At 59.0% G+C, this 24,872-nt stretch carries 27 protein-coding genes and 1 pseudogene; 15 read left to right on the forward strand and 13 right to left on the reverse strand.

Annotation, left to right across the window (positions count from 1 at the left end; translation table 11 throughout):
* From ACFUOZ_RS19420 to ACFUOZ_RS19430, 3 genes and pseudogenes are all read left to right on the forward strand, one after another.
* Positions 1 to 600: pseudogene (locus ACFUOZ_RS19420) on the forward strand (hypothetical protein); the annotation flags it as partial.
* A gap of 72 nt (positions 601 to 672) precedes the next feature.
* Positions 673 to 1,332, forward strand: a complete 660-nt coding sequence (locus tag ACFUOZ_RS19425) for a class F sortase (protein ID WP_377551168.1) — start codon at positions 673 to 675, stop codon at positions 1,330 to 1,332.
* The gene (locus ACFUOZ_RS19430) at positions 1,329 to 3,104 is read left to right on the forward strand and encodes a GDSL-type esterase/lipase family protein (protein WP_377551171.1); all 1,776 of its coding nucleotides are present in this window, start codon (positions 1,329 to 1,331) and stop codon (positions 3,102 to 3,104) included. Before ACFUOZ_RS19425 ends, ACFUOZ_RS19430 begins: the two co-directional genes overlap by 4 nt.
* 322 nt (positions 3,105 to 3,426) lie before the next feature.
* On the opposite strand, the gene ACFUOZ_RS19435 is transcribed toward ACFUOZ_RS19430, so the two are convergent.
* Entirely contained in the window at positions 3,427 to 3,927 is a 501-nt protein-coding gene (locus ACFUOZ_RS19435; protein WP_377551174.1) for a hypothetical protein, read from the reverse strand.
* Positions 3,928 to 5,122: 1,195 nt separating this feature from the next.
* On the opposite strand from ACFUOZ_RS19435, the gene ACFUOZ_RS19440 reads away from it, so the two are divergent.
* Positions 5,123 to 5,380: an ArsR/SmtB family transcription factor gene (locus ACFUOZ_RS19440; protein ID WP_377551274.1), complete on the forward strand. Its 258-nt coding sequence runs from the start codon at positions 5,123 to 5,125 to the stop codon at positions 5,378 to 5,380.
* Between the two features lie 84 nt (positions 5,381 to 5,464).
* Here ACFUOZ_RS19440 and ACFUOZ_RS19445 read toward each other — a convergent pair whose 3' ends face one another.
* The 3 genes from ACFUOZ_RS19445 to ACFUOZ_RS19455 form a co-directional block, all read right to left on the reverse strand.
* Positions 5,465 to 5,674, reverse strand: coding sequence for a hypothetical protein (locus ACFUOZ_RS19445; protein WP_377551177.1), 210 nt, complete (start codon positions 5,672 to 5,674; stop codon positions 5,465 to 5,467).
* Positions 5,675 to 5,949: 275 nt separating this feature from the next.
* Positions 5,950 to 7,056, reverse strand: coding sequence for an alpha/beta hydrolase family protein (locus ACFUOZ_RS19450; RefSeq protein WP_377551180.1), 1,107 nt, complete (start codon positions 7,054 to 7,056; stop codon positions 5,950 to 5,952).
* Entirely contained in the window at positions 7,053 to 8,039 is a 987-nt protein-coding gene (locus ACFUOZ_RS19455; protein ID WP_377551183.1) for a hypothetical protein, read from the reverse strand. The genes ACFUOZ_RS19450 and ACFUOZ_RS19455 overlap by 4 nt, the downstream gene beginning before the upstream one ends.
* Positions 8,040 to 8,769: 730 nt before the next feature.
* On the opposite strand from ACFUOZ_RS19455, the gene ACFUOZ_RS19460 reads away from it, so the two are divergent.
* The 6 genes from ACFUOZ_RS19460 to ACFUOZ_RS19485 all read left to right on the forward strand — a co-directional run bounded on the left by ACFUOZ_RS19460 (position 8,770) and on the right by ACFUOZ_RS19485 (position 14,918).
* The gene (locus ACFUOZ_RS19460; protein ID WP_377551186.1) at positions 8,770 to 8,997 is read left to right on the forward strand and encodes a hypothetical protein; all 228 of its coding nucleotides are present in this window, start codon (positions 8,770 to 8,772) and stop codon (positions 8,995 to 8,997) included.
* Positions 8,998 to 9,195: 198 nt separating this feature from the next.
* Positions 9,196 to 11,034: a winged helix-turn-helix domain-containing protein gene (locus ACFUOZ_RS19465; protein WP_377551189.1), complete on the forward strand. Its 1,839-nt coding sequence runs from the start codon at positions 9,196 to 9,198 to the stop codon at positions 11,032 to 11,034.
* Between the two features lie 467 nt (positions 11,035 to 11,501).
* Entirely contained in the window at positions 11,502 to 11,741 is a 240-nt protein-coding gene (locus tag ACFUOZ_RS19470) for a hypothetical protein (RefSeq protein ID WP_377551192.1), read from the forward strand.
* Positions 11,742 to 12,806: 1,065 nt separating this feature from the next.
* The gene (locus ACFUOZ_RS19475; protein ID WP_377551195.1) at positions 12,807 to 13,031 is read left to right on the forward strand and encodes a hypothetical protein; all 225 of its coding nucleotides are present in this window, start codon (positions 12,807 to 12,809) and stop codon (positions 13,029 to 13,031) included.
* Between the two features lie 814 nt (positions 13,032 to 13,845).
* Complete coding sequence (locus ACFUOZ_RS19480) at positions 13,846 to 14,628, forward strand: ParA family protein (protein WP_377551198.1); 783 nt, start codon at positions 13,846 to 13,848, stop codon at positions 14,626 to 14,628.
* Positions 14,625 to 14,918 carry a ribbon-helix-helix domain-containing protein gene (locus ACFUOZ_RS19485; RefSeq protein WP_377551201.1) on the forward strand — a complete coding sequence of 98 codons (294 nt, stop codon included), beginning with the start codon at positions 14,625 to 14,627 and terminating at the stop codon, positions 14,916 to 14,918. The genes ACFUOZ_RS19480 and ACFUOZ_RS19485 overlap by 4 nt, the downstream gene beginning before the upstream one ends.
* Before the next feature lie 129 nt (positions 14,919 to 15,047).
* Here ACFUOZ_RS19485 and ACFUOZ_RS19490 read toward each other — a convergent pair whose 3' ends face one another.
* Together ACFUOZ_RS19490 and ACFUOZ_RS19495 are read right to left on the reverse strand one after the other, a co-directional pair.
* The gene (locus tag ACFUOZ_RS19490) at positions 15,048 to 16,067 is read right to left on the reverse strand and encodes a hypothetical protein (RefSeq protein ID WP_377551203.1); all 1,020 of its coding nucleotides are present in this window, start codon (positions 16,065 to 16,067) and stop codon (positions 15,048 to 15,050) included.
* Positions 16,068 to 16,254: 187 nt separating this feature from the next.
* On the reverse strand, positions 16,255 to 17,013 hold the full coding sequence (locus ACFUOZ_RS19495; protein WP_377551206.1) for a hypothetical protein: 759 nt from the start codon (positions 17,011 to 17,013) through the stop codon (positions 16,255 to 16,257).
* A 337-nt stretch (positions 17,014 to 17,350) separates the two neighbouring features.
* On the opposite strand from ACFUOZ_RS19495, the gene ACFUOZ_RS19500 reads away from it, so the two are divergent.
* Positions 17,351 to 17,788, forward strand: coding sequence for a hypothetical protein (locus ACFUOZ_RS19500; RefSeq protein WP_377551209.1), 438 nt, complete (start codon positions 17,351 to 17,353; stop codon positions 17,786 to 17,788).
* The gene (locus tag ACFUOZ_RS19505) at positions 17,745 to 18,602 is read left to right on the forward strand and encodes a zeta toxin family protein (protein WP_377551211.1); all 858 of its coding nucleotides are present in this window, start codon (positions 17,745 to 17,747) and stop codon (positions 18,600 to 18,602) included. The genes ACFUOZ_RS19500 and ACFUOZ_RS19505 overlap by 44 nt, the downstream gene beginning before the upstream one ends.
* A gap of 591 nt (positions 18,603 to 19,193) precedes the next feature.
* Here the strand turns inward: ACFUOZ_RS19505 and ACFUOZ_RS19510 are convergent.
* Positions 19,194 to 19,772 (reverse strand): recombinase family protein, encoded by a 579-nt coding sequence (locus tag ACFUOZ_RS19510; protein WP_377551213.1) that lies wholly within the window; start codon positions 19,770 to 19,772, stop codon positions 19,194 to 19,196.
* A 205-nt stretch (positions 19,773 to 19,977) separates the two neighbouring features.
* Complete coding sequence (locus tag ACFUOZ_RS19515; protein ID WP_377551215.1) at positions 19,978 to 20,559, reverse strand: hypothetical protein; 582 nt, start codon at positions 20,557 to 20,559, stop codon at positions 19,978 to 19,980.
* Between the two features lie 370 nt (positions 20,560 to 20,929).
* On the opposite strand from ACFUOZ_RS19515, the gene ACFUOZ_RS19520 reads away from it, so the two are divergent.
* A complete protein-coding gene (locus ACFUOZ_RS19520; protein ID WP_377551216.1) occupies positions 20,930 to 21,457 on the forward strand; it encodes a hypothetical protein in 528 nt (175 codons plus the stop codon).
* A gap of 45 nt (positions 21,458 to 21,502) precedes the next feature.
* Positions 21,503 to 21,760, forward strand: a complete 258-nt coding sequence (locus tag ACFUOZ_RS19525) for a hypothetical protein (protein WP_377551219.1) — start codon at positions 21,503 to 21,505, stop codon at positions 21,758 to 21,760.
* 210 nt (positions 21,761 to 21,970) lie between these two features.
* Here the strand turns inward: ACFUOZ_RS19525 and ACFUOZ_RS19530 are convergent, their stop codons facing one another.
* The 3 genes from ACFUOZ_RS19530 to ACFUOZ_RS19540 form a co-directional block, all read right to left on the reverse strand.
* Entirely contained in the window at positions 21,971 to 22,474 is a 504-nt protein-coding gene (locus ACFUOZ_RS19530) for a hypothetical protein (RefSeq protein ID WP_377551222.1), read from the reverse strand.
* Between the two features lie 149 nt (positions 22,475 to 22,623).
* Positions 22,624 to 22,908: an HU family DNA-binding protein gene (locus ACFUOZ_RS19535; RefSeq protein ID WP_377551224.1), complete on the reverse strand. Its 285-nt coding sequence runs from the start codon at positions 22,906 to 22,908 to the stop codon at positions 22,624 to 22,626.
* Between the two features lie 507 nt (positions 22,909 to 23,415).
* On the reverse strand, positions 23,416 to 23,625 hold the full coding sequence (locus ACFUOZ_RS19540) for a YegP family protein (RefSeq protein WP_377551227.1): 210 nt from the start codon (positions 23,623 to 23,625) through the stop codon (positions 23,416 to 23,418).
* Between ACFUOZ_RS19540 and ACFUOZ_RS19545 the strand changes: the two genes are divergently transcribed.
* Positions 23,624 to 23,773, forward strand: coding sequence for a hypothetical protein (locus tag ACFUOZ_RS19545; protein ID WP_377551229.1), 150 nt, complete (start codon positions 23,624 to 23,626; stop codon positions 23,771 to 23,773). The two genes, ACFUOZ_RS19540 and ACFUOZ_RS19545, sit on opposite strands and share 2 nt — an antisense overlap.
* A gap of 24 nt (positions 23,774 to 23,797) precedes the next feature.
* Here ACFUOZ_RS19545 and ACFUOZ_RS19550 read toward each other — a convergent pair whose 3' ends face one another.
* Together ACFUOZ_RS19550 and ACFUOZ_RS19555 are read right to left on the reverse strand one after the other, a co-directional pair.
* Positions 23,798 to 24,292, reverse strand: coding sequence for a hypothetical protein (locus ACFUOZ_RS19550; protein WP_377551232.1), 495 nt, complete (start codon positions 24,290 to 24,292; stop codon positions 23,798 to 23,800).
* Positions 24,293 to 24,326: 34 nt separating this feature from the next.
* Positions 24,327 to 24,623 carry a hypothetical protein gene (locus tag ACFUOZ_RS19555; protein ID WP_377551234.1) on the reverse strand — a complete coding sequence of 99 codons (297 nt, stop codon included), beginning with the start codon at positions 24,621 to 24,623 and terminating at the stop codon, positions 24,327 to 24,329.
* Positions 24,624 to 24,872 lie beyond the last annotated feature (249 nt).

Below are 24,872 nucleotides of genomic sequence, written 5' to 3' on the forward strand. Positions count from 1 at the left end.
GACACCGACGACGCCGATGTAGCCCCCGACCAGAAACCGGCCATCGAGCTGAAGAAACTCCAACACCTCGAGGACAGCAACGGTGACGGGGACGCTGACGCCGGCGAAAAAGTGAGCTATGAATTCGTGGGCACCAACACCGGCAACGTCACGCTCCACAACATCAAGCTCTCCGACCAGAAGCTCACGGATGCCGGCGTTCAGATCCACGCCCCAGCTGACTTCACGGCCACCCTGGCACCGGGTGAATCCGTCACCTACGCGTCCGGGACCTACAAGGTCACGGAAGCCGAAGCGGCGACCGGGCTGGTGACGAACAGCGCCGACATCACCGGCACTCCGGGTACTGGTCCTGATGTGACCGATGAAGACGCCGTTGAACTGCCTTCAGCCCCGGCCTCGGTCAAGCAGGTCACGCCGAACAAGCCCGCAACCATCCTCGCCGGATTCGCGCCGGCTGGTGATGGCGACACCACGTTGCAGACCGGACTGGGCCTCGGGGCAGGCATCCTCGCTCTGCTTGGCGCGGTCTTCGGAATCAAAGCCTGGCGGTCCCGTAAGCCGCTGGCCGCTGCCTCGGATTCATCCACCGAACAATAGCCAGCCATAGGAAGGCGGTCGCCCAACCCTCTTGGGTGGCCGCCTTTGCCACACCCAAAACCAGGAGCCAGAGTGCATAACAAAAAGAAGGCAGCACTAGGGATATCGTCCCTGCTCTTCCTCGGCGGCGCAGCCGTTATGGGCGTCCAAGCATTACCAGCGGAAGGCCATCAAGCGCCCTCAGCAGTTGAACTGCAGATGCTCAACCCGGAACCTTTCACGACCAGCACAGCAAGCACCAGCCCCGCGCCTGCCCCCGCTCACGTTGAGGCGGTGCTGGGTCCGAACCAAGTCACCGCACCGGCCGTGGGACTCCACTTGACCTTGGTCAACGGGGCACGGGGAACACAGGGAACCGTCGAGCTACCGGACCCGAACCGGGCGGCGGTCTACCAGGACTCCGCACCCGTGGACGCTTCTGCCGGGGCAACAGTCATTGCCGGGCACGTGAACTTCCCGGACGCCTCCTGGGCGCCGATGTCGGCCATAGCCCGCCTCCATGCCGGAGACCTCATCAACGTCACCAACAGCGCCGGGCAAGAACACCGCTTCTCAGTGACGTCCCTGCAGCTCTACCCGCAACAGAACCTTCCCGACGAACTGTTCACCACCACCGGTGACCGAGTCCTGCACCTGGTCACCTGCGGAGGGCCCATCGAAACCGTCAACGGCCAACCAGCCTTCACCCACAACATCGTCATCACCGCCACCCCGGCAGAAAGAACGCCATGAAACCGGCCAAGCTGACCAGTCTCATCCTCGCGACCGTCCTCCTTACCGGATCCACAGTGACCTCGGCCGCAGCGGGGCCCAAGGACTACAGACCGTCCGGGTCCATCGGGCAGCTGTATTACAGCAACACCGAAGTCCGTAACGTGCTAGGTGCCGCGACCAGCGCCGAAATCCCTATCGGCAACGGCGTGTACCAACGGTTCGAACACGGAACGATCTACAACTCCCCTACATGGGGAGCGCATCCCACGAGCCCCGGCGACATCCAAACCAGATTCCTCTCCAGCGGAGGCGCAACCGGCGAGCTGGGATTCCCCACGACGAGCAAACGGCTTTTTGCCGGGGGCTGGGTTCAGGGATTCGCGAACGCTGACGTCATTTGGGGCCCAGGAATTGGCGCGAAAGTCATTGGTCACGACACGTACCAGAAATGGTCCAGAGCCCCCGGACTGCTCGGCTGGGCCGTGAACGACGAAACCGAAACCGCTGACGGGAAGACCGTCCAAGACTTCGAACGCGGCTCCATGGCCTGGACAAAGGGCCAAGGAGCCCACCCGGCTCAAGGAGCCATCGGGGACCGTTGGCGCGAATCAGGCGGCAAACACAGCCCGCACGGAAACCCCATCTCGGATGAAATCGGAGGCTGGCGCGGCCGTGGGATCTTCCAAGTTTTCGAACACGGCTGGATCTATTTCTCACCCGCAACGGGACCGCACAGCGTCTGGGGCGCCATTGGGGCTTTGTGGGCGCAGGCGGGGCGCGAAGCCGGTCCCCTGGGCTACCCGATCTCGGAGGAAACCCGCGCAGGTGAAGGGGTGTTCCAACGTTTTGAGCATGGTACCGTGTTCCACTCCCCCGCGACCGGTACCTACATGACCACGAGCGGCGAGATCGAGAACCGCTTCGTCGCAGACGGAGGAGGCGCTGAAGGTGAACTGGGCTACCCCACCAGCAACAAAACACCGTTCGCCGGCGGCTATGTGCAGTCCTTCGCCAAGGGAGAGATCATCTGGGGACCTGGCGTGGGCGCACGAGTCCTCGGCCACGGCATCTACCAGAAATGGGCCGCCAACCCGGGCCAGTTCGGATGGGCTCTAACGGACGAATGGCAAGACCGGCGCGGAGCGCGCGTGCAATTTCAGCACCGCGAAGTCATCTGGGACTTTGCCACGGCCGAACTCTACTCGGCCGAACCAGTTGACGCTTCGACGGTGGTCTTCCTGGGAGACTCACAACTGGCAGGACCAGGCATCGACTCCTGGGCAGAACAAGCCGCCCAGAAACTAGGACTGACCCACCAGATCGAGCACGTCTTCGGCGGTCTCGGCTACACCAGCGGCAACATCTACGCCGGTGGAAATGCCGAACAAGCCCTGATGTACGATCGGGTTTTGCTCCCGCAGGGGAACCCGGGCGCAATCATCCTTACCTTGGGCGGCAACGATGCAACCACCGGGGCCAGTGACGTGGCCATTCTGGAGGCCGCCAAGAACACCTGGGATGAGCTGGCCCGAAAGTATCCGCACACAAAAATCATCGTCAATGGCGTCATGTCCAGGAACGACGCGAGTCACACCCGACGGCGCCAAGTAGATGCCTTGATCGTCAACGCTGCCAAGGCCCGCGGCCTGCAAGCCATTTCCGTGACCGGCATGGCTTCAACTGCAGGCGCCGACCTCGACTTTCACGACAATGTCCACCTCACCCAAGCGGGCCATAACAAGGTCACCGCATCGTACCTGCCCTTGTTGAAGGCAGCGCTCAGCCGCTGACACCCAAACGACCACGACACGAACAAACGAGGCACCTCAGAGCGTGTGAGGAAAACTGCCCGGGGAATGAACAAAACTTGAAAACACCAGACTGCACCAACAACTACTGCCTCGACGGATGGATCTGGAAACAGATGGGCGAATTCCCCGACGGGCCCTGCCCGGATTGCACCGCAGATGCAGAACACCCTGAGACCAGACAGAGCCCCCGACGCCCGGGGCTCTGGGCGAGGATCTCAGCACGCCATAAAAGATGAAAGGTGGACCGCGCCAGTAACGGCGCGGCCCACCCTTCTTTGAACAATCTATGTTGCTCCGCTTCCTAGCCCGATGCGGACTCTACAGCTGAGGGCTTGGAAGTCCACACAAGCCCCTGCAGAAGATCAGTACCGGTGGCCGCCAAAAGAACTGCCCGATCGATGTTTATCCCGTGAAGCCTTGCCCAAAGAAACCCTGGCTTGGCAAAGGCAAAGCGAACTAAGGCCGTGGCGTACCCCCACGGAAGGAAGCCCAGTCCCCGCTTCGCGGAATTGTGATTGGGCTCCATTTCCAAAACCAGCACAGCACGTGAGGCCACATCGAAAGGCCACTGCAGACGGACCAAAAGATCCCGAAGGTCCTCCCACACCGACGACGCCATGCCTTCGTCTGTAGACGCCTCCGCCGGCGACACTGTGGCTGCGATAGCGCTCAGATGTTCATCAGCTTTGGGACCAGTGATCATCAGACCCGCAGAGTCGCCCACAAAAGCTACCCGCTCCTTCCACCACCCCTTCGCGGAGATTCTCTCGGGCGCGACGCCGTCGCGCTGCGCACGGACCAAGGAAATAAGTTCCTTCCGAACCCCCTTGACCACCCACGTGCGAGGGTGCTGAGTTGACGCCAATGAAGGGCGCTTCGTTACCTCCCACACCCACGACAACACCTCATCGGGTAGAAGATCCGGAAACTCCCCTACCAGAGGCCGAGCCAACGCCGGCAGGACGTGATTGAGAAGAAGCTCCGCTTCCGGCCCAACCCAGCAATTTTCGCGCGCTGATTCGACCAGAGCCAGAAAGGCCGTGTCGGCTGCCCCAGGAACGGCGGCCGTATCGGTGCTGTTCATACCTTCACGCATCGCTCACCGCTTGTTCGCCTAAGGACGCCGGCCAAAGCCTCCAGTTCCCTCACCGCCTGCAGCAGGAGTGCCTCGCCCTGGTCGGACAGTTGCGTCCCCTCGCTAAGCCCGGATACAAACTCTCCAACGTACTCTTTGACGTTCGCCGATGAGGTGACGACCAACGTAAGAGCGTCTGTCGGAACCAACGGCGCCTCCGAGGCCTTCCGAACCAAATCACCGACTACACGTTCGGCGGTTTCACGCCGAGACACGGCCCCAACGCTGCGGGAAGGCAAAGGTAAGGGCGCCGTTGTGGGCTGCCCTGACCGCGCGGATGCCTGCACATATCGAGAGACCGACATCTGCGAGACCCCGAGTACCAGGCTGACCGCCAGTTGATCCATCTGAGCCGCCACCAAGGCGCCCGCCAAACGGCGAACCTCCTTGTGCCCGGGCTGCGGCTCCAGATCTTTGACCCGTAGCTTCTCTGCAGCGAGGTATGTCTTCCACGCTTCTTTGCGTGCTGCCAGTGGCTTCAAGTTTCGAAAGGGCATATAGAGCGACAAGTACAAGGCCGCTGCCTCTTCAACACCTGCTCTTCCCGAGGGCCACTGACGCAGCGGCTCCCGCAATTCGCCCGGTCGTGGGATAGCACAGTCCAAGCCTGTCGGGGCGGTATGTGCCACGTAGTTCGATTGCCGTGTTGCCAATGCTTGGCGGGCGGATTCATTGTCCTGCGTCATCGCCCACCCCCGTGGAGATCTTGGATTGGACGGGGCCGGTCATCCAGAATTCTATTGTTTAGTAATAGAGTTTGGCTGAATGTATCTTGCTCCAGCAAGGAGTCAGGCAAGATGGTTCCATGCCGCGCCTCATTAGACCCACCCTTCCCGCAGAGGTGGAAGCAGCCATCGCCTTCATGGGTAATCGCGCACAAGCTGACATACTTCGCCACCTGGCCGTTATGGGTGAAGCGAACATCGGCAAGTTGGGCGCTGAATTGGAGATGACCAGACCCAGCCTCAATCGACACCTCAAGTCTCTTGAGGATCTGGGCCTCGTTATTGGAGACCCTGCGCCGGGTCTTCGCCAAGGTCGAGACACAACATACACGCAAGCTTCGCGGCGTATTAGAGAGTTGAGCGACGCGTATATTCGCTATATCGCGGGCAACTAGAGGTCGGTTTTGCTGGATGCCGAATGAAATGAACTTGGGCATAAGCTAACGATAACATGAATGAAACATGTTTCGAAACATGTTTCAAAATTCTTTATCCGCGGCCAAATCTTCGGCGTTCACTCGGTCAAGTAGCTCGTTGATGGCGTTCAGAGTGCTGGTGTCTATATCGCCCAGCGTTCGCGCTGCAATCGATTTGAGCTTGTTACGGCGCATCTTCTTCAACAGAAGGAGTTCGCTCTCGATTCGCTGGGGCAGCTCGCCTGACCCTCCCGTCAGGTAGGCTTCGTTCACTCCAAAGAATTTAGCCAGGGCTGTAAGCGCTTCGGGTGGAATAGGTTCCGGTGACTCCCCTGACCGCAACCGCCACCATCGCGTGCGTGACAGCTCGAATCCGTGCTCTCTAACTCCGGCTTGAACGTCCGCGAACTCGTAGGGTTGGCCGCCTTCGGCGACAACAACATCTAAGAGTAGGTTAATCTTTCGGGCTAACACCTCAGCCTGCTTGAGCCTTTCGCGCGGGTCAACGCGTTCCGCCATCTACGTCCCCCGTTCGAGTCGGATGAAATTCACAATTTTTTGTACCAATCGCGGACTTCCGCTTCCCAGCGTATCGGTTCAGCGTTCCATTCTTGGGTGTGCCCGGGACAATCAAAGGTTACTAGTTTAGCGGCCACATGGGTTTCGGCGAATCTTAGAGAGCTGGCATAGGGGACGTAGGGATCACTTCTGCTGTGGAGTATGAGAGTTGGTGTAATCATGGGAGTCCTTGCCAACTCCGTCTCGAATGTACGGATATCCAATGGGGAACCCAAGCCGGCAACACGGCTACCTAGGCGAGTATGAAGCAAGGAGTAGACCATCCTTCCTAAGGCACTGGGGTAGCCGCGGTGGGAGGCATTGGCCTTGAGGACTTCGCGCCACGATAGGACAGGGGCCACGAGCACCACGCCGATAATGAGCTCCTTCATTCGCGACTTGTGAATCAGTCGAAGGGTCAGGGCAGCGCCCATAGACCACCCGAAGATCACGCACCTTTCCGCGCCGAGGTCTTTGGCGAATGCCAGTGCGGCCTCAAGGTCTTCCCACTCTGTCTCCCCAAACCTGTGTCGCCCCGTGCCCACGGCAGGACCTTCCGCATCATTTCTGTAGGAAATAACGAGCGAACTTAGTCCCAGCTGAGAAGCGACGTTCACACCGCGGAGTGTTTGGGCACGTGTACTTCCATGTCCATGAACATGAATGGCCCAATTCTTCGTCCCTTGGTTGACAAGCCACGCCGGGGCTGGCCCGTAGGCAGTAGGAACGATGACCTGCTCGCTCGGGCCCAAATGCTTGCCAGGTGTGGCGTCCAACACGCCGCTCCAGTTCCCTGCGGAATTCGCTTCGAACCGGGTGGGAGAGCGCAAGAGTTCGCGGCAAACCGTCCCGCCTTCAGTCCTGATAACGGCCCCCACTATCGCCGGGTCTCCACCTCCTTTCAGATGGAGACCGAACGTGCCTTGCGAAAGCGTCCGCTTGGTTGATGGGAGAGTGATGGACTTCTCGGTGAGGGTAACCGGAAAAATGTCGAACTTACGTTCATATGAGCTTGCTGAAGCCAGCCTTAAGGCGTATACAATCCCAGCGAGCGCAGCAATCAGTGCGGCACCGAGGGCGCTTGAAATGATCTTCACCGAGGACGCTTTGAGAGCTTGTCGAGGTACTCGGCGGCTTGCGTAAGCGATTTCAGTCTCTCTGGGCCCAACCGAGCGCGCATGCTGGTGTCCATAGCCATACAGTCGTGTACCTCGATGACCATTCGATGCAACCGGGCCAGCTCCCAGCCTCTTTTTCTAGTCAACACCTGTGTGTTGAGAGTAATAAGGGCGTTTCCTTGGACAGCCAATTTCCAAGTTGGGTACAGAAGGTCAGTGACCTTTTGTGTGTCTACTGGTTCCAGCCATTCCCGTAGTCTTCGGACCGCGGGAGGGAAGGACAAACCAGTGCAGAGGAAGAAGAAGGAGGCACTGTGGAGCCAAGGGTAGACGAGGGAGAGCATGGCCACTGCATCCAAATGCCCTAGATAGTGCGTCCAGTCCATCAGGATTATGATGAGGCTCAGAAGGAGCGCGAGGTAGCAGCCCGAGCCTACTGCCGTGAACGCTCTCCGGTATAGGGTCGCAGTCCAGAATTTCCGGAATCGGAAACAGGTCACTGCAGCCGAAGCCATGCTCGCGCCTATGAAGGCGTATTGAACGGCAGAGTACAGCGCGACGCCACCTTGATCCCCGTAGTCCTTCATGAATTGGGCCGATGTTAACGGCACTTCCATGAAGCAAACAAACAGCAGAACCACACACAGGCAGACAGCCTGCATTGCACAGCGGGCCCAAGACTCAAACGTCTGCTTTGAGTACTCCAATGAGGAGGCTCCACGAATAATTCCTCGGACTAGAAAGTACACGCCGAGGAGCAAGAGCAGGTTGGCCGCAAGGTCAACCCAGTTGTGTCCCCCCAGCGAGGTGTCAGTGAGTGTATACAAGTAGTCGATGTTTAGAAGCATGGAAGTCGAAATGAGAGATGAAGCCCAGAGCATGCTCGGATCTTTACCTGCCCGCCAAGATCCGACGATGATGGTCGTGAGTGCAAGCATCATTCCTGCCGCGGCGATCTCCATTATCCAAACACCCCCTCAAAGCCACCAGGTTGTGTAGGGCTGTCTCTGATGGCCGTAGCTAGCAAGTCGGCTAGGTACTCTGCCGTCGCCTCTCGGAGGGTCCGAAAGTCAGTACGGAATAGAGCCCTTTGTACAAGGTGGCGTGGAATATGTTGAACAGCCGACTCCACAAAATTGCCGCCGCCTGGCACCGAATCATGTTCGAGGATCATGTGAGCAAACTCGTGGAGTACATATTGTTCTCGAAGGACTTTCCATTCGACAGGGGGGTAAAAGACCATATCGGCGGACTTGCACGGAAACCAAACCCCACAGGCGCTTGTCCCGAGCAACTCCGGCGCTTCGATAAGGAGAATCTTCCTCCCGCGTCTTTCCTCCATGACTGCTAGCAACGACTCGAAAGTCAGTTTGCGTGGCAGATTGAGTTCGCCAAAGGCTGCGGTTGCTGCCGTATACGCCTCATTGTTCATTGATCGCAGTTTGTGATCGGGCACCGCAATCCTTCCGCAGGCTTCGTGAAACATGGTTCGAAACATGTTCTAATATTGGTTCAAGAACGCGAGTTGTTCACCCAGGGTGACAACACGCGCAAGAGTACCAAGGAAGCCAGAGGGATCACTTGTCAACCCGTGCGGAGGGAAGGAACCGAATGAACACAGGGAGTCTCGACCTTCCGACACACCGCAACCCATCACCTGCTTTCTGTCACAGGAATGGCAAGGTTGAGCACATGACACGTGCAAAGGTTTCCAAAGTTGGGCGCCCCAGCAAGGGAGAGCGCATCGCTTTCAACGTTCGGCTCCCTGTCGAAGAAGGCATGAAGACTAGGGCCTTGGCCAAGATCTATGGTGACGACGCCGGCCCCCTAATTGCCGAGCGCTTCATGGCTTGGCTGGCCACCATCGACCTCGAAAAAGAGCGCACCCAGGAGGCTTTGCCTATCGCGAAGGCCAGTTAAACGAAGAGGCCCGCTTGCGCGGGCCGTAGCTTCGAGAATTTTGCTGTTCAGATCCATGATCTTGGCGGGTCGAGATCTGAACTTTATTCAACACCCACCCAGTGGGTGGACTTCTGCGTACCTTCCAAAGAAAGGCTGCTGTTGGGTTCTATCGTACCGGCTGTTTTGCCGCCGTCAACATACACCCCGCGCCCAAGCGTGCCGCGTGTCGCTTCTGACTCCTCCCCCGCGGGTGCGTGGGCCGCGCTAGCGCCTCTGCTCGCAGGCCAACCCCGAGTCCGTCTTTCCCGCGATGGTGGCAAGACATATCCGCAGAAACACGAGCGCGACCTGACCGAGCGGCTGCCGACATTCCCGGCAGCGGTCCGGATTTTCGGGAAGGACGGTACCTGCAGGGCGATCTTCCTCGACTTTGACTCTTCCGTTGCTGGTATTGACTGGGTTGAGGCCGACGTCAGGGCGGTACAGTCATGGCTTTACAGGTGCGGCGCCAGGTGGATTGAGGACTTCTCCCCCAACGGCGGCCGCCATGTGTACATTCCGTTGGCCGAGCGGGTGACGTTCTCTCAGGCGCGTGATCTTGTCGAGGCCCTGGGCACCCGGTACCGGAGCCTGGACAAGTCCCCGCACCAAAACTTGAACCATGGGTGCATGCGTGTTCCCGGCTCCCTGCATAAACGTGGTGGTCACCAACAGTTGGCGATGAGCCTAAACGCCGCCTACGACGTCGTCCGACGGCCGAACTCGTCAACGGTATGGCGGGCGATGACTGGTGACTTGGCGCAGGAAATCGCCGCTGCTCGCGCTCTTCGCCTGGAACAGAGCTTCCCCGCCACTGTCGAGGCGCCGGAGGCACAGCTGCAGGCTACGGCCGCCCAGGGACGGATGTCCCGCGCCATGGCCCAGCTGGCGGTATCAGGGCTCTATGACGCCAACCGTTACGCCACCGATTCAGAGGCCCGCCAGGCGGTTCTGGTGAACGCGGCCGCGGCCGGCCTTTCACTGGTGGATGTCCAGCGTCGGCTGTGGCAGGGCCACTGGCCTGGGCTGGCGTCACTCTACGCCCGCTACGGCTCGCAGAACCGGTCCAAAAGCATCCAGAGGGACTGGACCGAGGCATGCCGTTACGTCAAAGAAAACAAAGGCAAATCAGGCGGGAAGAACAATGCCCATATATCGCACACAAGCCAGCCTTTAACACAGGGGGGCGCTACCGGCATCCAAGGAATTCAAGTCAGCGTGAGCCGAGCCGCTGAGCACCAGTACATCCGCGTCTGGCGTAACGCGCTGCGCTTGCTCGAACATCGGTATCAGGACAGTCGTGATGGGCAGGCAAAGAGAATGATCTTGCGGGCATTGGGCGAAGCTGCACACATGACAGACTCTCGGTTTATCGAATTTGGGTGCAGGTCAATTGCAGAGGCGACTGGGCTCTCCTACACCACCGTCGCTGCGCATTTGAGGGAGCTACGGCAGGAATCACGGGCGCTGATTACACAGACTGATGCGGCTGTACGGACCAAAGCGGACCAGTACCTGCTCACCATCCCTGAAGACATCAGGGAAGCAGCCGAGGACTTGTCCTGGCAGAAAGGCAAAATCCATGCCCTGCGCCCGGTCTTCCGAGAACTCGGGATCCCGGCCGCGTTCGTGTACGAGGCTCTCGAGCAAGCCCACGAACCCCAACGTCAAGCGGACATCATCCGCCAGACCAGGCTCTCGCGCACGGCAGTGGAAGACGCCCTGCAGGTCATGGTCGCATGGAACATGATCACCCGCGACCGAACCGGCGCATGGACAATCGTGGCGAGCACATCACTGAAGGACCTCGCCGAGTACTTCGGCGTCCTCGAAGCCGTCGCGGACCAGCACAAAAAGCACAAGAACCACCGGGAGCAATGGAAAGCATGGCTCGGTAAACGCGCCCACACGTTCTCCGAGCTCCTCTCCCCCACAGATGACTACCCCTGGGACCAATTCGAAGGCCCACCCGATGAATGGACCCTCGCGGACATAGCCTTCACAGCAGCCGGCTAGCAGCTCAAGCCGGGCCCAGAAAGCAGCCGCGAAACGTATCGGCCGGCGCATCTCATCAACTTCCATGGCAAAGAACCTAAAAGGGACAGCCCCGACCAAGGCGCCCCCGGCTCTACGGCTCCCCCGTGTGCACAACAGCCGCCCACCGTCTTCGCTAGGCTAAGGGCGAGTTGCCGTGTCGACTGAATGAGCATCCGCCGACACGGCAACCAACCCCGTTGACCTAGACTATGCGGCTTGCGCATGTCTTCTAGCTTGGTGCTGCCGCCAGCCGCCAGTCCTCACTTTGAGTCGGCACTGAAGGTCGGCGCCAAGGGCAGGATCAGGCCCAGCCTCTCGCACGCATCCTGGCTCCGTATTTCAGGGACGACTACACCCCCGCTGACATCATCCACGCCCTGGACGTGAAACCAGACGGCACAGAGCACCCCCATGACGGCTTCCACCGCGCGAAGAATTTAGCTCAGTTGCTCCAACACCGGCTCAACTACTGGCGTCTGAACGGTCAGCCTGTCTACCCGCGGAGCAAGCGCCTTATCCAGCGTTCGCAGCAGCTCCGGGCACAGGCCGAGGCCTGCCGCCAGCGGCTTGAAAAGGAAGCGGCCGCACGCCGGCCAGCTGCCCCCGCCGAATCCTGGCGGACCCGGTACGCGGACGACTACCAGAAAGGCCTCCAGGAGGCCGCCGCACACGGCACAACGCACTGACACCCAATGTGGACCGCTTTGAGATTCATCCTCCGGTTTCCAAAGGCTGATTGTTCGCCGTCACCCAAGTCACCAGCGATGCCTTCCAGCCTCGCTTGGTCACCATCGCCCACTCCCCTTTCATCTCGGGGGGGCAGGACCCAGCGGGCCGCGTCCTATTTGGTCAGGGCCAGAAAAACCACAACGACCGTGACCGCGGACAGCACGGCCAAAAAATAGTACGCCGCTATTCGCAGACGACGAGCACGTCGATCGTATCGTTCATAATACGAACGATCATCTAGCTTTTCCATGGACAAAAGACCTCAATAGGATTCGCAGTATCTGCTGATACGACTGGACTTGACAGCATACTTGCAATCTCCATACGCTCTCAGGGCGAGCCTACTATTCATCGATTCAACATGACAAACCGGGAATATTAGCCCAAAAGAATGTTCTACTTAGGAATCCTAAAGAAACAATTTCAGGCTTGGCCCAGAGGGTATCGGCGCGATCGGAAAGCACATTTCCGCATGACGCCGCTCCTTGCTGCAGACGCTAGGGCTAGCGCATTCCGCCGGGCCGCCACCTCACTCCTCACCGCCACCCGAAGCCAACTCCCCGCAGCATCGCGCGGGCCAAGCCTGCAACTGGCTGCGGGCTGCGGAGCTTGCCCCCCCGCCTACACGATCTCAACGAAAAGACTCACAAAGAAAAGAATGTTCATTCGAATTATCAGCATGCGTTGAATTCCGATATCCATGTGTTCCTAGGAGACGTATTGCACATGCAAAAGGCGTTGGAAATGTGAAATCGACTGAGGTGCCCCTGGGTGCTTATCCGATCTTGAGGAAATCTTGAGCAAGTGGCGATGTTTATACGGGGATCGCTGCGGCGAGACGCAGATTAGGTTTAGCCCCTAAAGTCCCACCCCTCGAGGCCCTGGAGCACCCCTCCGCTGCCCTACGCAGCGTTGACTTGGTTAGGACTACCAGGTTGTCCAGGACAGCCGTCACGGAAGCTCTGGAGATTCTTGCTGCATGGAACCTGGTTAGCAGGTCAAAGACTCTGCAATGGACAATCATGGCCACCACGTCCTTGAAAGAACTTGCCGAACAGCTCGGCGTCCTCGAAGCCGTGGCACGCCAGCTCAGGAAATACGTCCAAGATCGCATCATTTGGCGCGAATGGCTATCCAAACGAACCCACACCGTAGCCGAACTGCTTTCCCCTGCAGACGACTACCCCTGGCACCTGTACGAAGGACCGCCCGAGGATTGGACCTTGTCCCATCTGGCCTTCGCCTAAGCCAGCTAGGTTCAGCGGGGGCGAGACTACTGATGCCCCCAGCGTTCGTGTGCAGACTGTTTCGTCATTCGGGTCGCGAGCCCTACCTTGGCCCACGAGACGCCGGCCGTTCTGGCCTGAAGCACCTTCTGGTTGAGACGTTCCTGAGCCTGTTCCAGGGCTTCCACGGCTGCTTTAAGTTGTCCGACTGCGTCAGCGGGTCCAGCATGAGCCATCCACTCCGAGCGTATTGCTGCCTCAACGTCGACGGATGGATTGGCAAACCCTAAAAGCGGCACGAAAGCCTGACGTCGCGGAAGGTTCGCTGCCCCTCGGGCGGAGACGCGGCACCACAATGGACCTTCCCATCCGCAGGAACAGAGAGCGCGCCAGCCTGTAACGTCGTCGTCCGGGACTATCTCGTGGTCCCGACGATCTGGATGCCGCTGATATTTGCCAGTTACACCGCGGACAAGGACGACCCCGCACTGCAGATCTACAGAGTTGCGGCCGTCCGACACTGTCGCAACCAGCGAACCCTCGTGGTTTGAACGTTCCATAACCGACCACTCCCCTAAAGCTTGAATACGTCAGGATATCCTGACGCTGGGAGTCTATATTGCAAGCATGCAATATGCCGCTGGTGACGGCGTCCCGTTCTGGAACGCCGATGCACCTGCAAAATCTCGACACTCACGCAATTGCTTGCAATATTGCAATCATGCAAGCAATACATATTGCAATATTGCAATGTTCTCTGAATGATGTAGACTTGCGCTGAAGATTGCATGCAATATTGCAAGCAATACATATTGCAATACCAGAGAGGGCGCACATGACACGCGTGATCGCAGTAGGAAACCGCAAGGGAGGTGCAGGAAAGACCTCTTACGTGCTCAACCTTGCGCATGCACTGCAACTGCAAGGCCTCAGGGTTCTGTGTGCCGACTTGGACCCGCAGCGGAACCTCACCGACGTCTTGATCGGAGGCGACGCGGAACCTGAACTGACCCTGTTCGATGCTTTGTATGACGAGCGCCCAGGGACTCTCGGTCAGATTGTCGTCACAACGGACTTTTCTGGCATCGATCTTCTTCCAGGCGACGAAGCACTGGCGAGGATCGAAGTCGAAAGCATCATGGCGCCTGAAGTCCGGCTAAAGAACGCCGCTGACGGAGCAAATCTGGAGCAGTACGACGTTATTCTCTTGGACATGCCGCCAGCGCTCGGGCGGCTCACCATCAATGGCCTTATCTATGCTGACGAGGCGCGGATTGTCGTTGACTCAGAATCGTTCAGCGTCAAGGGTGCCGTCAAGTTCATGGAATTGACCACCAAAGTGCGGGGGAGTGCCATGTACAACCCTGGGCTTGCTGAACCGCGAATCGTCATCAATAAATACGCGGGTACCGCTGAGCACATGTATCAGCAGAAGACCCTGATGGATGCTTATGGCCCCGCCGTCCTGGTGCCGGCGGTGCCACGCACGACAGCTATTGCTGATGGGCAATCGGGCCGCGTGCCCCTGAGCAAGATTTCATCGAGGGGTGCCATAAAGGCCGGAGAAGCCTTCACTCGTCATGCAGTCGCAATCAAGAAGGAACTGAGTAGCAAATGACCAGCATCAAAAGGCAACCACAGGTACCGGCAGGCGCAGGAAGCCAGGCACCGCTGGCCAGGGCCCCACGAACCGACATTGTGGACGCAGTAGCAGCCCCGAAAGCCAAAGCCCCAGAAGCCAGCACACCGCCGGCGAAGAAGAGGACCGTGACCTTCACCAACAGGCTCGACCCAGACCTTCTTGACTGGATGGACGCTTACAAGCAGCGCACTGCCGTTCCCATTGCCGCCCAACTCGATGAAGCTGTCCGCGACTTCATGGAGAAGAAGAGGAACGAAATGCTCTAGAAATATTGCAATATTGCAATACCGCCCGAGGGAATGCCAGCCCAATTTGAGTCGCCAACCGTGAACAGGAGCCTAGACATGGATTGGACAGCATTCGGGCTGGTTGTAGGAGGCCTTTTTAGGTAGCTTTCACGCAGCAGCCTCTGATGCGAGCAGCTGCGAGAAGAAATCCAACAGCATCGGCTTCGCCTCCTGGCCCATGAGCTCCTTGCCGCCAAAGCGGTAGACCTCATATCCGTTGAGGCGAAGCTTGCGGTCTTCTGCGACCATCTTCGCGTACAGATCCGGCCGGGGCACGTTGTTCTCTGAGTAGTGCTGGACACCGTCAACCTCGAGCACTACCCGGCGACGCCCACTCATTAGGAGAAGGAAGTCCATTCGCTGGCGGGGAAGCGTGGCGCCAGTGCGGCGCGTATACGGGTCGTAGTGCAGGTAGACCTGAGGAATCAGGGCGGGGATCTCGAAGCCCCTGGTCCCGTAAAGGCCGGCGTAGGTGTCAAAGACAATTTCCTCCACCGAATTGCCCTGCAACGAAGCGCGGAGGCGACGGTAGAGGTCGAGACCGACATCCCGCTCTCCAACGCCTTCCCAGGTTCCTTTACTCCGCCACCATTCGATGAGCTGCCTCCAAGAGAGGCCAGCATCCTCGAGTGGCCTGTCGTAAACAAGGCAGTACTGCGCATTGCGGGTGATCTCAATCGTAATGTTGAGCGCGTCTGTGAGGACGATATGAGGCTTGGGCCCGTTAGCAGCAAAGACAATGTTTCGGAGCTCCCCATTGACCCCGTGAGTACCGCTCAGGGCGACGAGGTGGGAAAGGGCCGGCGTCTGATACTCCTCGTTGACCCTCAATGCGAGATCAAGCAGTTCGGTCAGGCTCTTTTGACTCAGGCGCCGCCGGACATAGTTCCTTTTACTGCTGAAGGGCGGGGGCTCATTCTCGCCGAGCGGATCAAGCCCGAATCCAACGCAGACATGCTCAAGCTCATTAGCGCTGGCCGCGTACAGAGCCTCAGCTATCTCATGCGTTAGGTTGCGCCGGTTCAGGCGCAGAGGCGATGGATGAGGAGTCGTCGTTGAAGTGGTCGCAGCAGTTACGGGATGCAGGCCTTCGGAACCGAGCGGATCCCCAGCGGAGTCATTGGTCACATATCTAGCATGGCGGATGAGGCGTGCAGGCTGAGCCGAATAAACCCCCGCACTGGGCCATTTGCGAGAACCCCCTCAGGCGTCCATACGATGTCGCTGGCGTAACAAACTCGTCCTTCCTACCCTCAGTGCCTCAATTCCCTGCCGAGTGCTCCCCATCTCTCCCAGAAAGGGTGGTTTTCGTGGACTAAGACGTCCAGCGATGAAGGAAGAAAGTCAGCGCCGAGGTAGCGGCGCTGAATCTGAACAGGGCCTCTTGCTCGCTGCTGAGCCCCGGGTGCGAACCGTTGGTATGGCTCATCTTCCAGAAACCCTTGATGTAGTCATTCTCGCCGGGTTCGAACAATCCCGAGTTGTCTAACTCCTGGATAGCATTGCCTCCTCCGCCCTGACCGGGCCTGGGAACGAAGCCTGCCTCCGCTTTAGCGACATCGACTAAGAAGCCCTCCATCGTTGAGCGAGTGGCCGAGTTGCAGGCCTCCCAGTCCTGCCGTTTGAATGCTGAGAATGCTTGTTGGTAGTGGTTCGCCGATACGGCGAATCCCTTTGCATTGAGGGCTGCTTCCAAGTCCGAGACCTGCGGGGGGAGGGGAATCTCTTCGGCGCCCACCGGGCCGATCGACCATTTTCCGCCGTCGAAGCTGAGGCTGAAGCCGTCTTCCAGGAAGCTCAAGCGCAGCTCATCTACCCATTTGGGTTCGTTGTTGCCGTTCGCTCTGTCATCGAGGATTTTGGTTGCCAGAGCGATAAGGGATTCTTCGCTCGGGTCTTTGCCGAGGGCCATGCTGACGCGAGTGGGCAAGTTATACCAGCTCCCACCGGGCTTGTCCTTGCCAGGGTCGTTCTTCCCGAGGTTCGCGTACTTCAACAGGGCCGTCAGCCGACCATGTCCGTAGCCTGCGGCGAGCTCGCTGATGATCGATTCGGTGCGTTCAGAGAGTGGCATGGATGCAGGCTACCTTGGGGCATTTGTGAGATTGCTAGAACACACCAAAACTGGTCGTTTTTGAGGTCACCGAAAGGTCTGCCATCGGCTGCGGCGACACGCCGCAAGGAGTGTCACCGAAACTACTCACCGAACCCGCCCTGGGCCATTCCATGGAATCAGTCTCGGGGTGAGCGCAGGCACTTTGGGCCGGCTAGGGATACGAGACGGAGGAGTTGTTGGAGTCATCCCGGCTCGAGAGATGATCGGATCAACTCACTCCTTGATGACATCCATAGCTCCTTGATTCATAGTGAATCAAGGAGCTAGACTAGAACCCACGAAGAAAGGAAAGCTGATGCTCACCATGGACAGCGGCCTTGCCGCAATGCATCGTCAGGCGCTGCAGCGCCAGGCCCGGCAGCGCGTCGATCTGCTTGACGATCTTCGGGCGGTTCAGAATGTGGCCCAGCGGAACTTCAGCCAGCGAGAGATCGCCGAGGTTCTGGCAACCAGCCAAGCCAAAGTTCACCGCATGTTGAAGGCAATCGAGCGCAGGGGAGGAAACCTCGAGCTGGATCCCGAGGAGATAATCCTCCGCGCCTTCGCCTACGACACACCGCGGGAAGAACTCGTGGACAAACTCAAGACGTTTGCCTACACTTTCGGTGAAGAGGCGCCGTATCCGCATGAAGGACGCGTCCCGGGCAGTTGGGATCAGGTCGTGGCTGCAGTAGCGCAGGGTCTTCTCAGTGAAGAAGAGTTCAACAGCGTCAGGGCGGCCATTGGCCGCTGAAAGGGAAGAAATCCATTCCGCCCTCACTGACCTTTTCGCGCCCGGGGGTGCCCTCAATCAGCGACCGGACGAGTTGACCAAATACTTCGATGATCTGGCAATCGTACGAACAGCGCACGCGTACATGCAGCTGCAAAGCGACGTCTCGGCCGGTGGACAAGCGGTCGTAGTGACGGCGGGGCCACCGGGAGCCGGCAAGACTGCAGCCCGTAAAACTATGTCCCTCGGCGGGTACCGGATTATCGACGCCGACATTGCAAAGGACCTGCTGCTTATGGAAGCCGAGCGGCAGGGATTACTGGCGTACCGGCACTCACACGTGCTGCCTGACGGTCAGCCTGTAAGCGTCCGCGAGGTATCCAGCCACATCCATTCGATGTCGACCCGGACGGTTGACATCGTTCGAGGCCTGGCTTTGGCAGCAGGGGAGAACATCGTCATTGAAGGCACGCTCTTCTGGGACCCCCTCGTTACGCAGTACATCGGTGAGCTCTTCGATGCGGGGTACGAAGATCTCGATGTCGTGGATGTAGAAGCCTCCCTGGCCATTGTGCTCGAACGGGCAAAGGAACGGTGGTGGGATGATCGCCAATCCGAAGATTTGGGCGGTAGGTTCGTTCCCGATCAGGCGATTAGCACCTGCTTCCCAGATCCCTCCGGAGCCTCAGTCTGCGCCACCAACGCCCTGACCCTGGCCGAGCGTGCCGGTTCCGAACTCGGGCGTGGAACGCTGCGCAGATTCGACGTCGACCCCCGAACGGGAGAGGTCATCCTGTCCTCCGAAACTATTTTCAGAGGGCCATCACCGCATTAGGCATTGCAGTCTTCGTCTTCCGGGCAGCAGCTTGTGAGAGCTTTGCGGTATAGGTCAGCCTGACGTTCTCGATGGTCACACGTGCACACGGAGCGCCGCTCAGAGATCCGTTATTTGGGGTCTACTTCGATGGACTCTCGTGTAGCCATATCGCGCGGTCCAAATCCCGCGGTTCGACAGACAGTTTCGTGGCCGCGAGTTTGAGGAGGTTCCGTCTGCGCCATCCATGGCCTCTATCAGGTCTGCGCCACTATCGGTATCGGCCGTTGTGCGAAGCGCACGGTACCCGGCAAGGACATTGGTCGCTGCGGCCGAGCTCGCGCGCAGGGAGTAGGCGGAATTCAGTGCGCAAAGCGCAAGAGAGCCGCGAAACTCCACCGGGGCGCTCCAACCGGAGGGGTCGCCGAGATCCTTAGCAATGGCCTTCACGAGGCGATCTAGTTCAGTATCGTAACTGGGATTCGACAGTGCCTGCGGGACCCTGAGACCAAAGCACATTCTGGGGGATGCCTCCATCCGAGAAACCTAGCCATTTGGTCGTTTTGTGGCCGCATTGTGTGGCCGATGTCTGGCGCGAGCCGCTTGGACTGCCTAGTCCGCAGTCGATGAACGGGGCGGTAGGTGCCGGTACAGGGTAGTGCGTGCCAGCCCTGTTTTCGTGACGATCTCCCGGATAGTGACTCCCTTATCACGAAGCATCGTGGCATGTTCGAGCTTGTCGGGATCGACTACGGAGGGCCTTCCGGTACGTCGACCGTTGGCGGTAGCCACAGCACGGGCATGGGCAGCTCTTTCGGCCGCGTATGTTCGCTCCATCTCGGCGAAGAGCGCGAGCATGACAACGGCCAGCTGCGCCATCGGACTGTCTGGGTCCGAGGTGTCGATGGGCAGCGGATCGGCCAGCGTTCGGACACCCACGCCGCGCTCCTTGAGCTCGTGCATTAGGTTGAGGGTGTCGCGGACTGTTCGGCCAAGCCGGTCCAAGGTGTGCACGACGATTACATCGCCCGCTCTTGCATGGTCCAGGGCACCTTGAAGGCCGGGCCGGTCCCTAGTGGCCCCGGACTTCTTGTCGGCAAAAACCTTGGTGATACCGATGGCGGCCAACGCATCCAACTGCCGACCCAAGTCCTGCTTGGCCGTCGAGACCCTCGCATATCCAATATCCATGCTCGAACCGTACCGAAAGTTGTCTCTGTGACGGCCGACTATTGCGCATGTTTTGGAATAACAAACGGGACATCAAAGTTACAGGAATCCGGTGGCGCTGAACTGATGGGGAAGTGTCCCGGGCAAGCGTCCCAGTTCTAAGGAAGTGGGACACCCCGTTGCTCGTGTGTTAGCACCGAACTTCCAGCGGGGTCACTGCCCGAAGTTAGATGACCGTAGGCGTAATGGGCAGTTCCGTTACTTTGGCTTTGCTTTTCATTGGCGCGAACCATTCAGGGCGGCCGAGGTGATGCTGCCTATAGGACCAGGCTAGGACATCGGGTAAGCCGAGAAGGGGTTCTTCGGATGGCTGGCAGTGATGAACGATGGAGTCACGGCTTAGTTGCTTGGCGGCGCGGAGGTCGTTTGCCACGTACTCATCCTGCTTGAGCAAGTTTCGTTTGTCGAAGATGAAAAGTTCGGTTCCAAACTCACTGTGGATCTCGGGGAGTATAAATTCCAAGCAGCGCCGCCTTGCGCCCTCGCCGGTGGTGTCTGCCTTGTCGATGGGTGCACAGACAACAATTTCCAGGCCGTCGTGGTTTGTTGCCACGAGTTCTGTGGCTAGTCGAAGCGAGGTGTCTTCTCTGTTCTTGAACATGGGAGCTGCATGGAGGGCATCTCCGCCGTAGAAGTCGAGGAGGGTTTGTCTCGTGGGTTGGAGTTGGTCTGGGTTTACGACTGCCAAGCCGACAATATAGAAGGTCTTGGTGTGTGTCAGATCGAAACTCTCGTCGATGAAGGCCACGGGATTTTCGTTGCCTGCATAGTGCTGCGCTAGTTTGCTTACAACTCCTGCGATGACAGCCCCCACTTGTGCCCGTTAAATGGAGCAGCCCCAGGCAGTCCGTAGACATCTGGGGCTTGACGCCTCACCGGCAGGAAGATCAATTTGAAACCTACTCCGGCCTCAACCTAGAACTTCGAACGGGCTACCCGCGTTGCTCCAGATTAGTCTAACTCCTACCTGCATGGACTCAAAACCACGATGCCGGGACTTGGAGAGACCAGAGGGGGAGGTCGCCATGCTGTATAGCCGACGTTTCACGGCTCTGGTAAATGTCACGGCTCCCATGCAGACTGTGTGTCAGGAAACCCTGACAGGAAGGCGTGAGGCTATGGGCTGGACCTCCAACGACTATCAACACGAGGGCTGGGTGGCAGAGATCGCGCCCGACGGGCGGCTTTCAGGGTCTTCGAACGGGGCAGGAATCCTTTTCCACGGGATCACCGGACAGTACGAACCGGCAGGGGAATTCCACCCTGATGAGGAGATCGTTCCTCACGATCTCATTATGAGTTGGCGGGGTGCCTGCACCTGCGGGTGGCAGGGAGAGCTGTGGCAGCGAGTCCTCACGGCAGCGGAGGCAGACTTCGACGCCCGCAAAGAATACTGCCCTCCAGGGGGCGGGGCTTTTGTTTCCGAGCCCGTGGAGGACGCCGTTCAGGACGAGTGGATGATCCACATCGCACCGTCCGAAGCCATTCTGGGTGTTGAAGCGGCCGCCAAAGAACACCGGCAGGCATCGCACCGCCTGGATAAGACCGTCGCGGCCGCCAAAGCTGCTGGGGCTTCCTGGGCAGACATCGGCCGTGCCGCAGGGATCAGCCGCCAAGCCGCCCACGAACGCTGGGCCGATAAATAACCGGCCACGCACTATTCAGCTCAGCCCCATCATCAAGGAGGATCCATGTCACGCATACGCATCACCGTCTCCCAGACCGTGGAAGCAGAACAAGAAGACCTCCAGCAAGCAGCCCTAGGCTTCCCCAACGCCTGGCCCTTACCCCAGGATCCGGACCACCGTCTATTCCTGACCTCCGAACCAGAGTTCCTGGCCGAGATACTGGGAATTGAAATCAGGAACCACCTCTTACGGCACATGCCCGAAATCTCCCTACTCATGCCCGTCCGCGGGCTGTCCCTACCTGGGGTTTCGTGTGGGTAGATCTTTGGGCCGCCTAGTGGGTTGGTCCAGGACCGTAAGAACGTGGGTCATGCTTGGAGCGATTTTGCTGTTTTTGAGTGCAGCAGTAGTGCTGGTCATTGTTGACCAATTGGCGCCCTCTTCAGGCTGAGGTCCTGATCCAGGCGTCGCACTCTCCAGAGGGCGGTGGCATCGGTTCATTCAAGAGCATGTGGCGAATCGCTTTGGTGCTTAGAGTTCGCTGAGGTGCCTCAGTTGTGGGTGGTCAATACCGTCGGGTTTCATGACCCCGTTCTTGTCTGCGTCCATGAAGACGTTGTAGTAGACGGTGGACGCTCTGCCGGCGACGCCGCTGAGTGTTCCTGCCCGGTACACGAATGGAAGGAGATCGTCACCGACGATTTCGCTGATCCAGGCGTCGCACTCTCCGGAGGGCAGGGACATCCGGTCACCCAGCAGCTTGTGCCTGCCTGCGATGGAAAGCGTCGTTACGAAACCTGTCAGGTTCGGGTTCTCATTGAGCCATGCCAGCTCGGCGACGTCGCCGACGACTGAGATGGCAGCGTGCCGGTCCGTCACTGAAGGGTGGCTGATCGAAGGAAACGGTGACCGTCCGTTCACGGCTTTGGTCTCTGGACCGTGGATGCCTTCCGGGCCCAGCACCGCGGCCCGGAATTGCCGGACGGAGGCCGCATGTTTTGCCCGGATTTTGGCGCGGAGGTCATCAACATTCATGACGAAACCCTATCCACTGGCACAGACACTTTACCCGGCGTACAGGCTCTACGGACGGCCAGGGCGTGTACCAGTGATGGAACGAAGCCGCACACCCGGCCCCGATAGCCTGATTCGGCGGGTTCGTGGTCGGGTGCTGCGAACGGAAGCTATTTCCTCGTGGCGGCGGCCTTGAGTTTGGAACCGGCGGTTAGTTTGACGGTGTGGCCGGACGGGATCTGGATGGTTTCGCCGGTGCCTGGGTTGCGTCCGGTGCGTGCTGCACGGGTGGTGCGTTCGATTCCGAGCCAGCCCGGGATGGTGATTTTCTCCCCGGCGGCCAGAGACGTCTCGAAAACTTCGAATAGTGCAGTAAGCACGGCGTTCACGTCCGTGCCGCTGGTACCAGTCTTGGCTGCTATCTGTTCAACAAGTTCATTACGGTGCATTGCCATTCATTTCCTTCTGGAGTTCTTCGCGGCTTTCAAGCCCACTACGGGCAGGTCACAGACCGTTCGTCACACACAACCACGGATTTCCCCGTTACGGACGGCACGTCTCCGGGGAGGGAGAAGCCCTTCTCCCGCCCCGGAAGACCCAAGAGCGTTCAGTGTCCCTTGGATTGCCGGCAAGACCGTCCTGTACCCGGCTGCTTGAGTACTTGGTGGAATGCCCCTGCCTACCGACACAACCCATGCACAGTCCAAAACGTGACGCCACCCTTGTGAGGATGACGAAGGCCTGGCGCCAACCGAGGCACCGAATATACCCATGGAATCCGTTCCTGGTTGTCATGCCCAGTGAGGATGACCGTCCTGGGACAGACACCTTCTCTGGTACTCGCTCTCCACGACGTTTTCATCGAGGCTGTAGGCCTCGTTGGCCGCGACCGGAGTACTAAAGGCCTCGGATGGCTCAAAGCCGGGACGCGCACGTCTGCCTCCGTATTGGGCCTCCTCGGTTCAGGAACCGGGGTCCGGTATTTGTTTGCTTCTGGGGTGCACGATGATGTGTCCTGTTGCGGCGTTCTCGCGCACGGCTTCTATCCCAGCGACGGTGTCCTGGATGGTCGCGAAGGGCGGCGATACTGCGACCACTGTGCCCTCTGCTCCGGTGAGGTGGAACAGGAACCCCGTTCCGGGTTCCCAAAGAATCTCGAATCTGCCAGCCATGAAACCCCCTTTGTTGTTTGGCGCCCCCATTGGCGCCGAACTTGATCCGCCGGACAGCGTACCCGAGAAGAACCCGCAGGATCTTGTCACACCGGCCTCAGCAAACCGCTACCTGTCAGCGCAAACCAAGGTGAAGACGCGCTTCTGATGGGCACGCTTTTGGGCGTGTGCTCTAGAACAGGGTGGGTGCTTCCGGGTCGTTGCCCGTGATGAGAGCTGCGAGTACGTCGGGGCGGGTGGTTCCGTGTGTGGTGAGTTCGTCGCGAAGCGCACGGGATTTTTCGGTGAAGCGCTGACGGGGCAGTCCTCGCCAAGCGAACTGTTGTCCGTTGGAGGCGCGGCCTTTCTGCCGCCGGTCGAGCATGTTATCCAGCACGGTTCCCTCTACGAGGTGCGTGAGTTCGTCGGTGGTGGCTCGAACGCATATGGGTATGTCGCATGTGTGCATGAGCGGCCCCAGCGTGTTGAGTTCCCGCCCATGTGCCAGGGCGTAGGCGAAGCGGTGGGGACGAACTGAATCTGTGCGCCCACGCGCGTTGATGGATAGCCGCCCGTACCCGTCGTCAGCGATAGCACCGATCCAAAACCAGTGCCCGCGCTCACTGTCCTGCTTGATGACCTTTGACCAGAACCGTTGCTGTACTGACTGGGAGAATACGTCAACCATTCACACCTCCTAACGGATAGCACGGAGCCACTGGTCAGTGGTGTTCACTTCCGGGGCTGGCCTCTGACGCGGCCTTTGCTTCTTCGTCCTGCGGCTGCGTGTCGGTCTTCTTTGAAGTCCTGGCGGTCTTCAGTAGTCCGAGCTTACGCAGTGACTTTTCGTCCCAGCCTCCGCGCAACGCGGCACGCCGTGCTTTCACGGTCTCTGCTTTGGCTTCCTTGTATGCAGTCTCCGCGTTGGCTTCCGCTTCAACTGCATCTTCGAGCGCTTTGCCCAGAGAGATTTTCACCTGTTGCTCTGCAATGACGGCTTGTTCAATTCGCTCACTCATGATCAACAGTCTATTGCTGTCCGGCGCCGCATGCCGCAACGAGCCCCGCACTCGTGTAGCGGGTGGATGCGCTGGGCGCATCCACCCTGTTTCGGTCCTGGACGGACCTCAATAGTGGGTGGGTGGCGGCTTGGGTTTCAGCTGTCCACAGCCGGGGACAATTCTTATGGGTTATCCACCGCTACGGCTACGAGGGAGCTAAATCAGGGGCTCCCAAATTCCAGCCGTGGATAACCCGAATTGACCCCA

The sequence above is a fragment of the Paenarthrobacter sp. NPDC057355 genome (assembly GCF_042667405.1).
Lineage (GTDB): Bacteria > Actinomycetota > Actinomycetes > Actinomycetales > Micrococcaceae > Arthrobacter.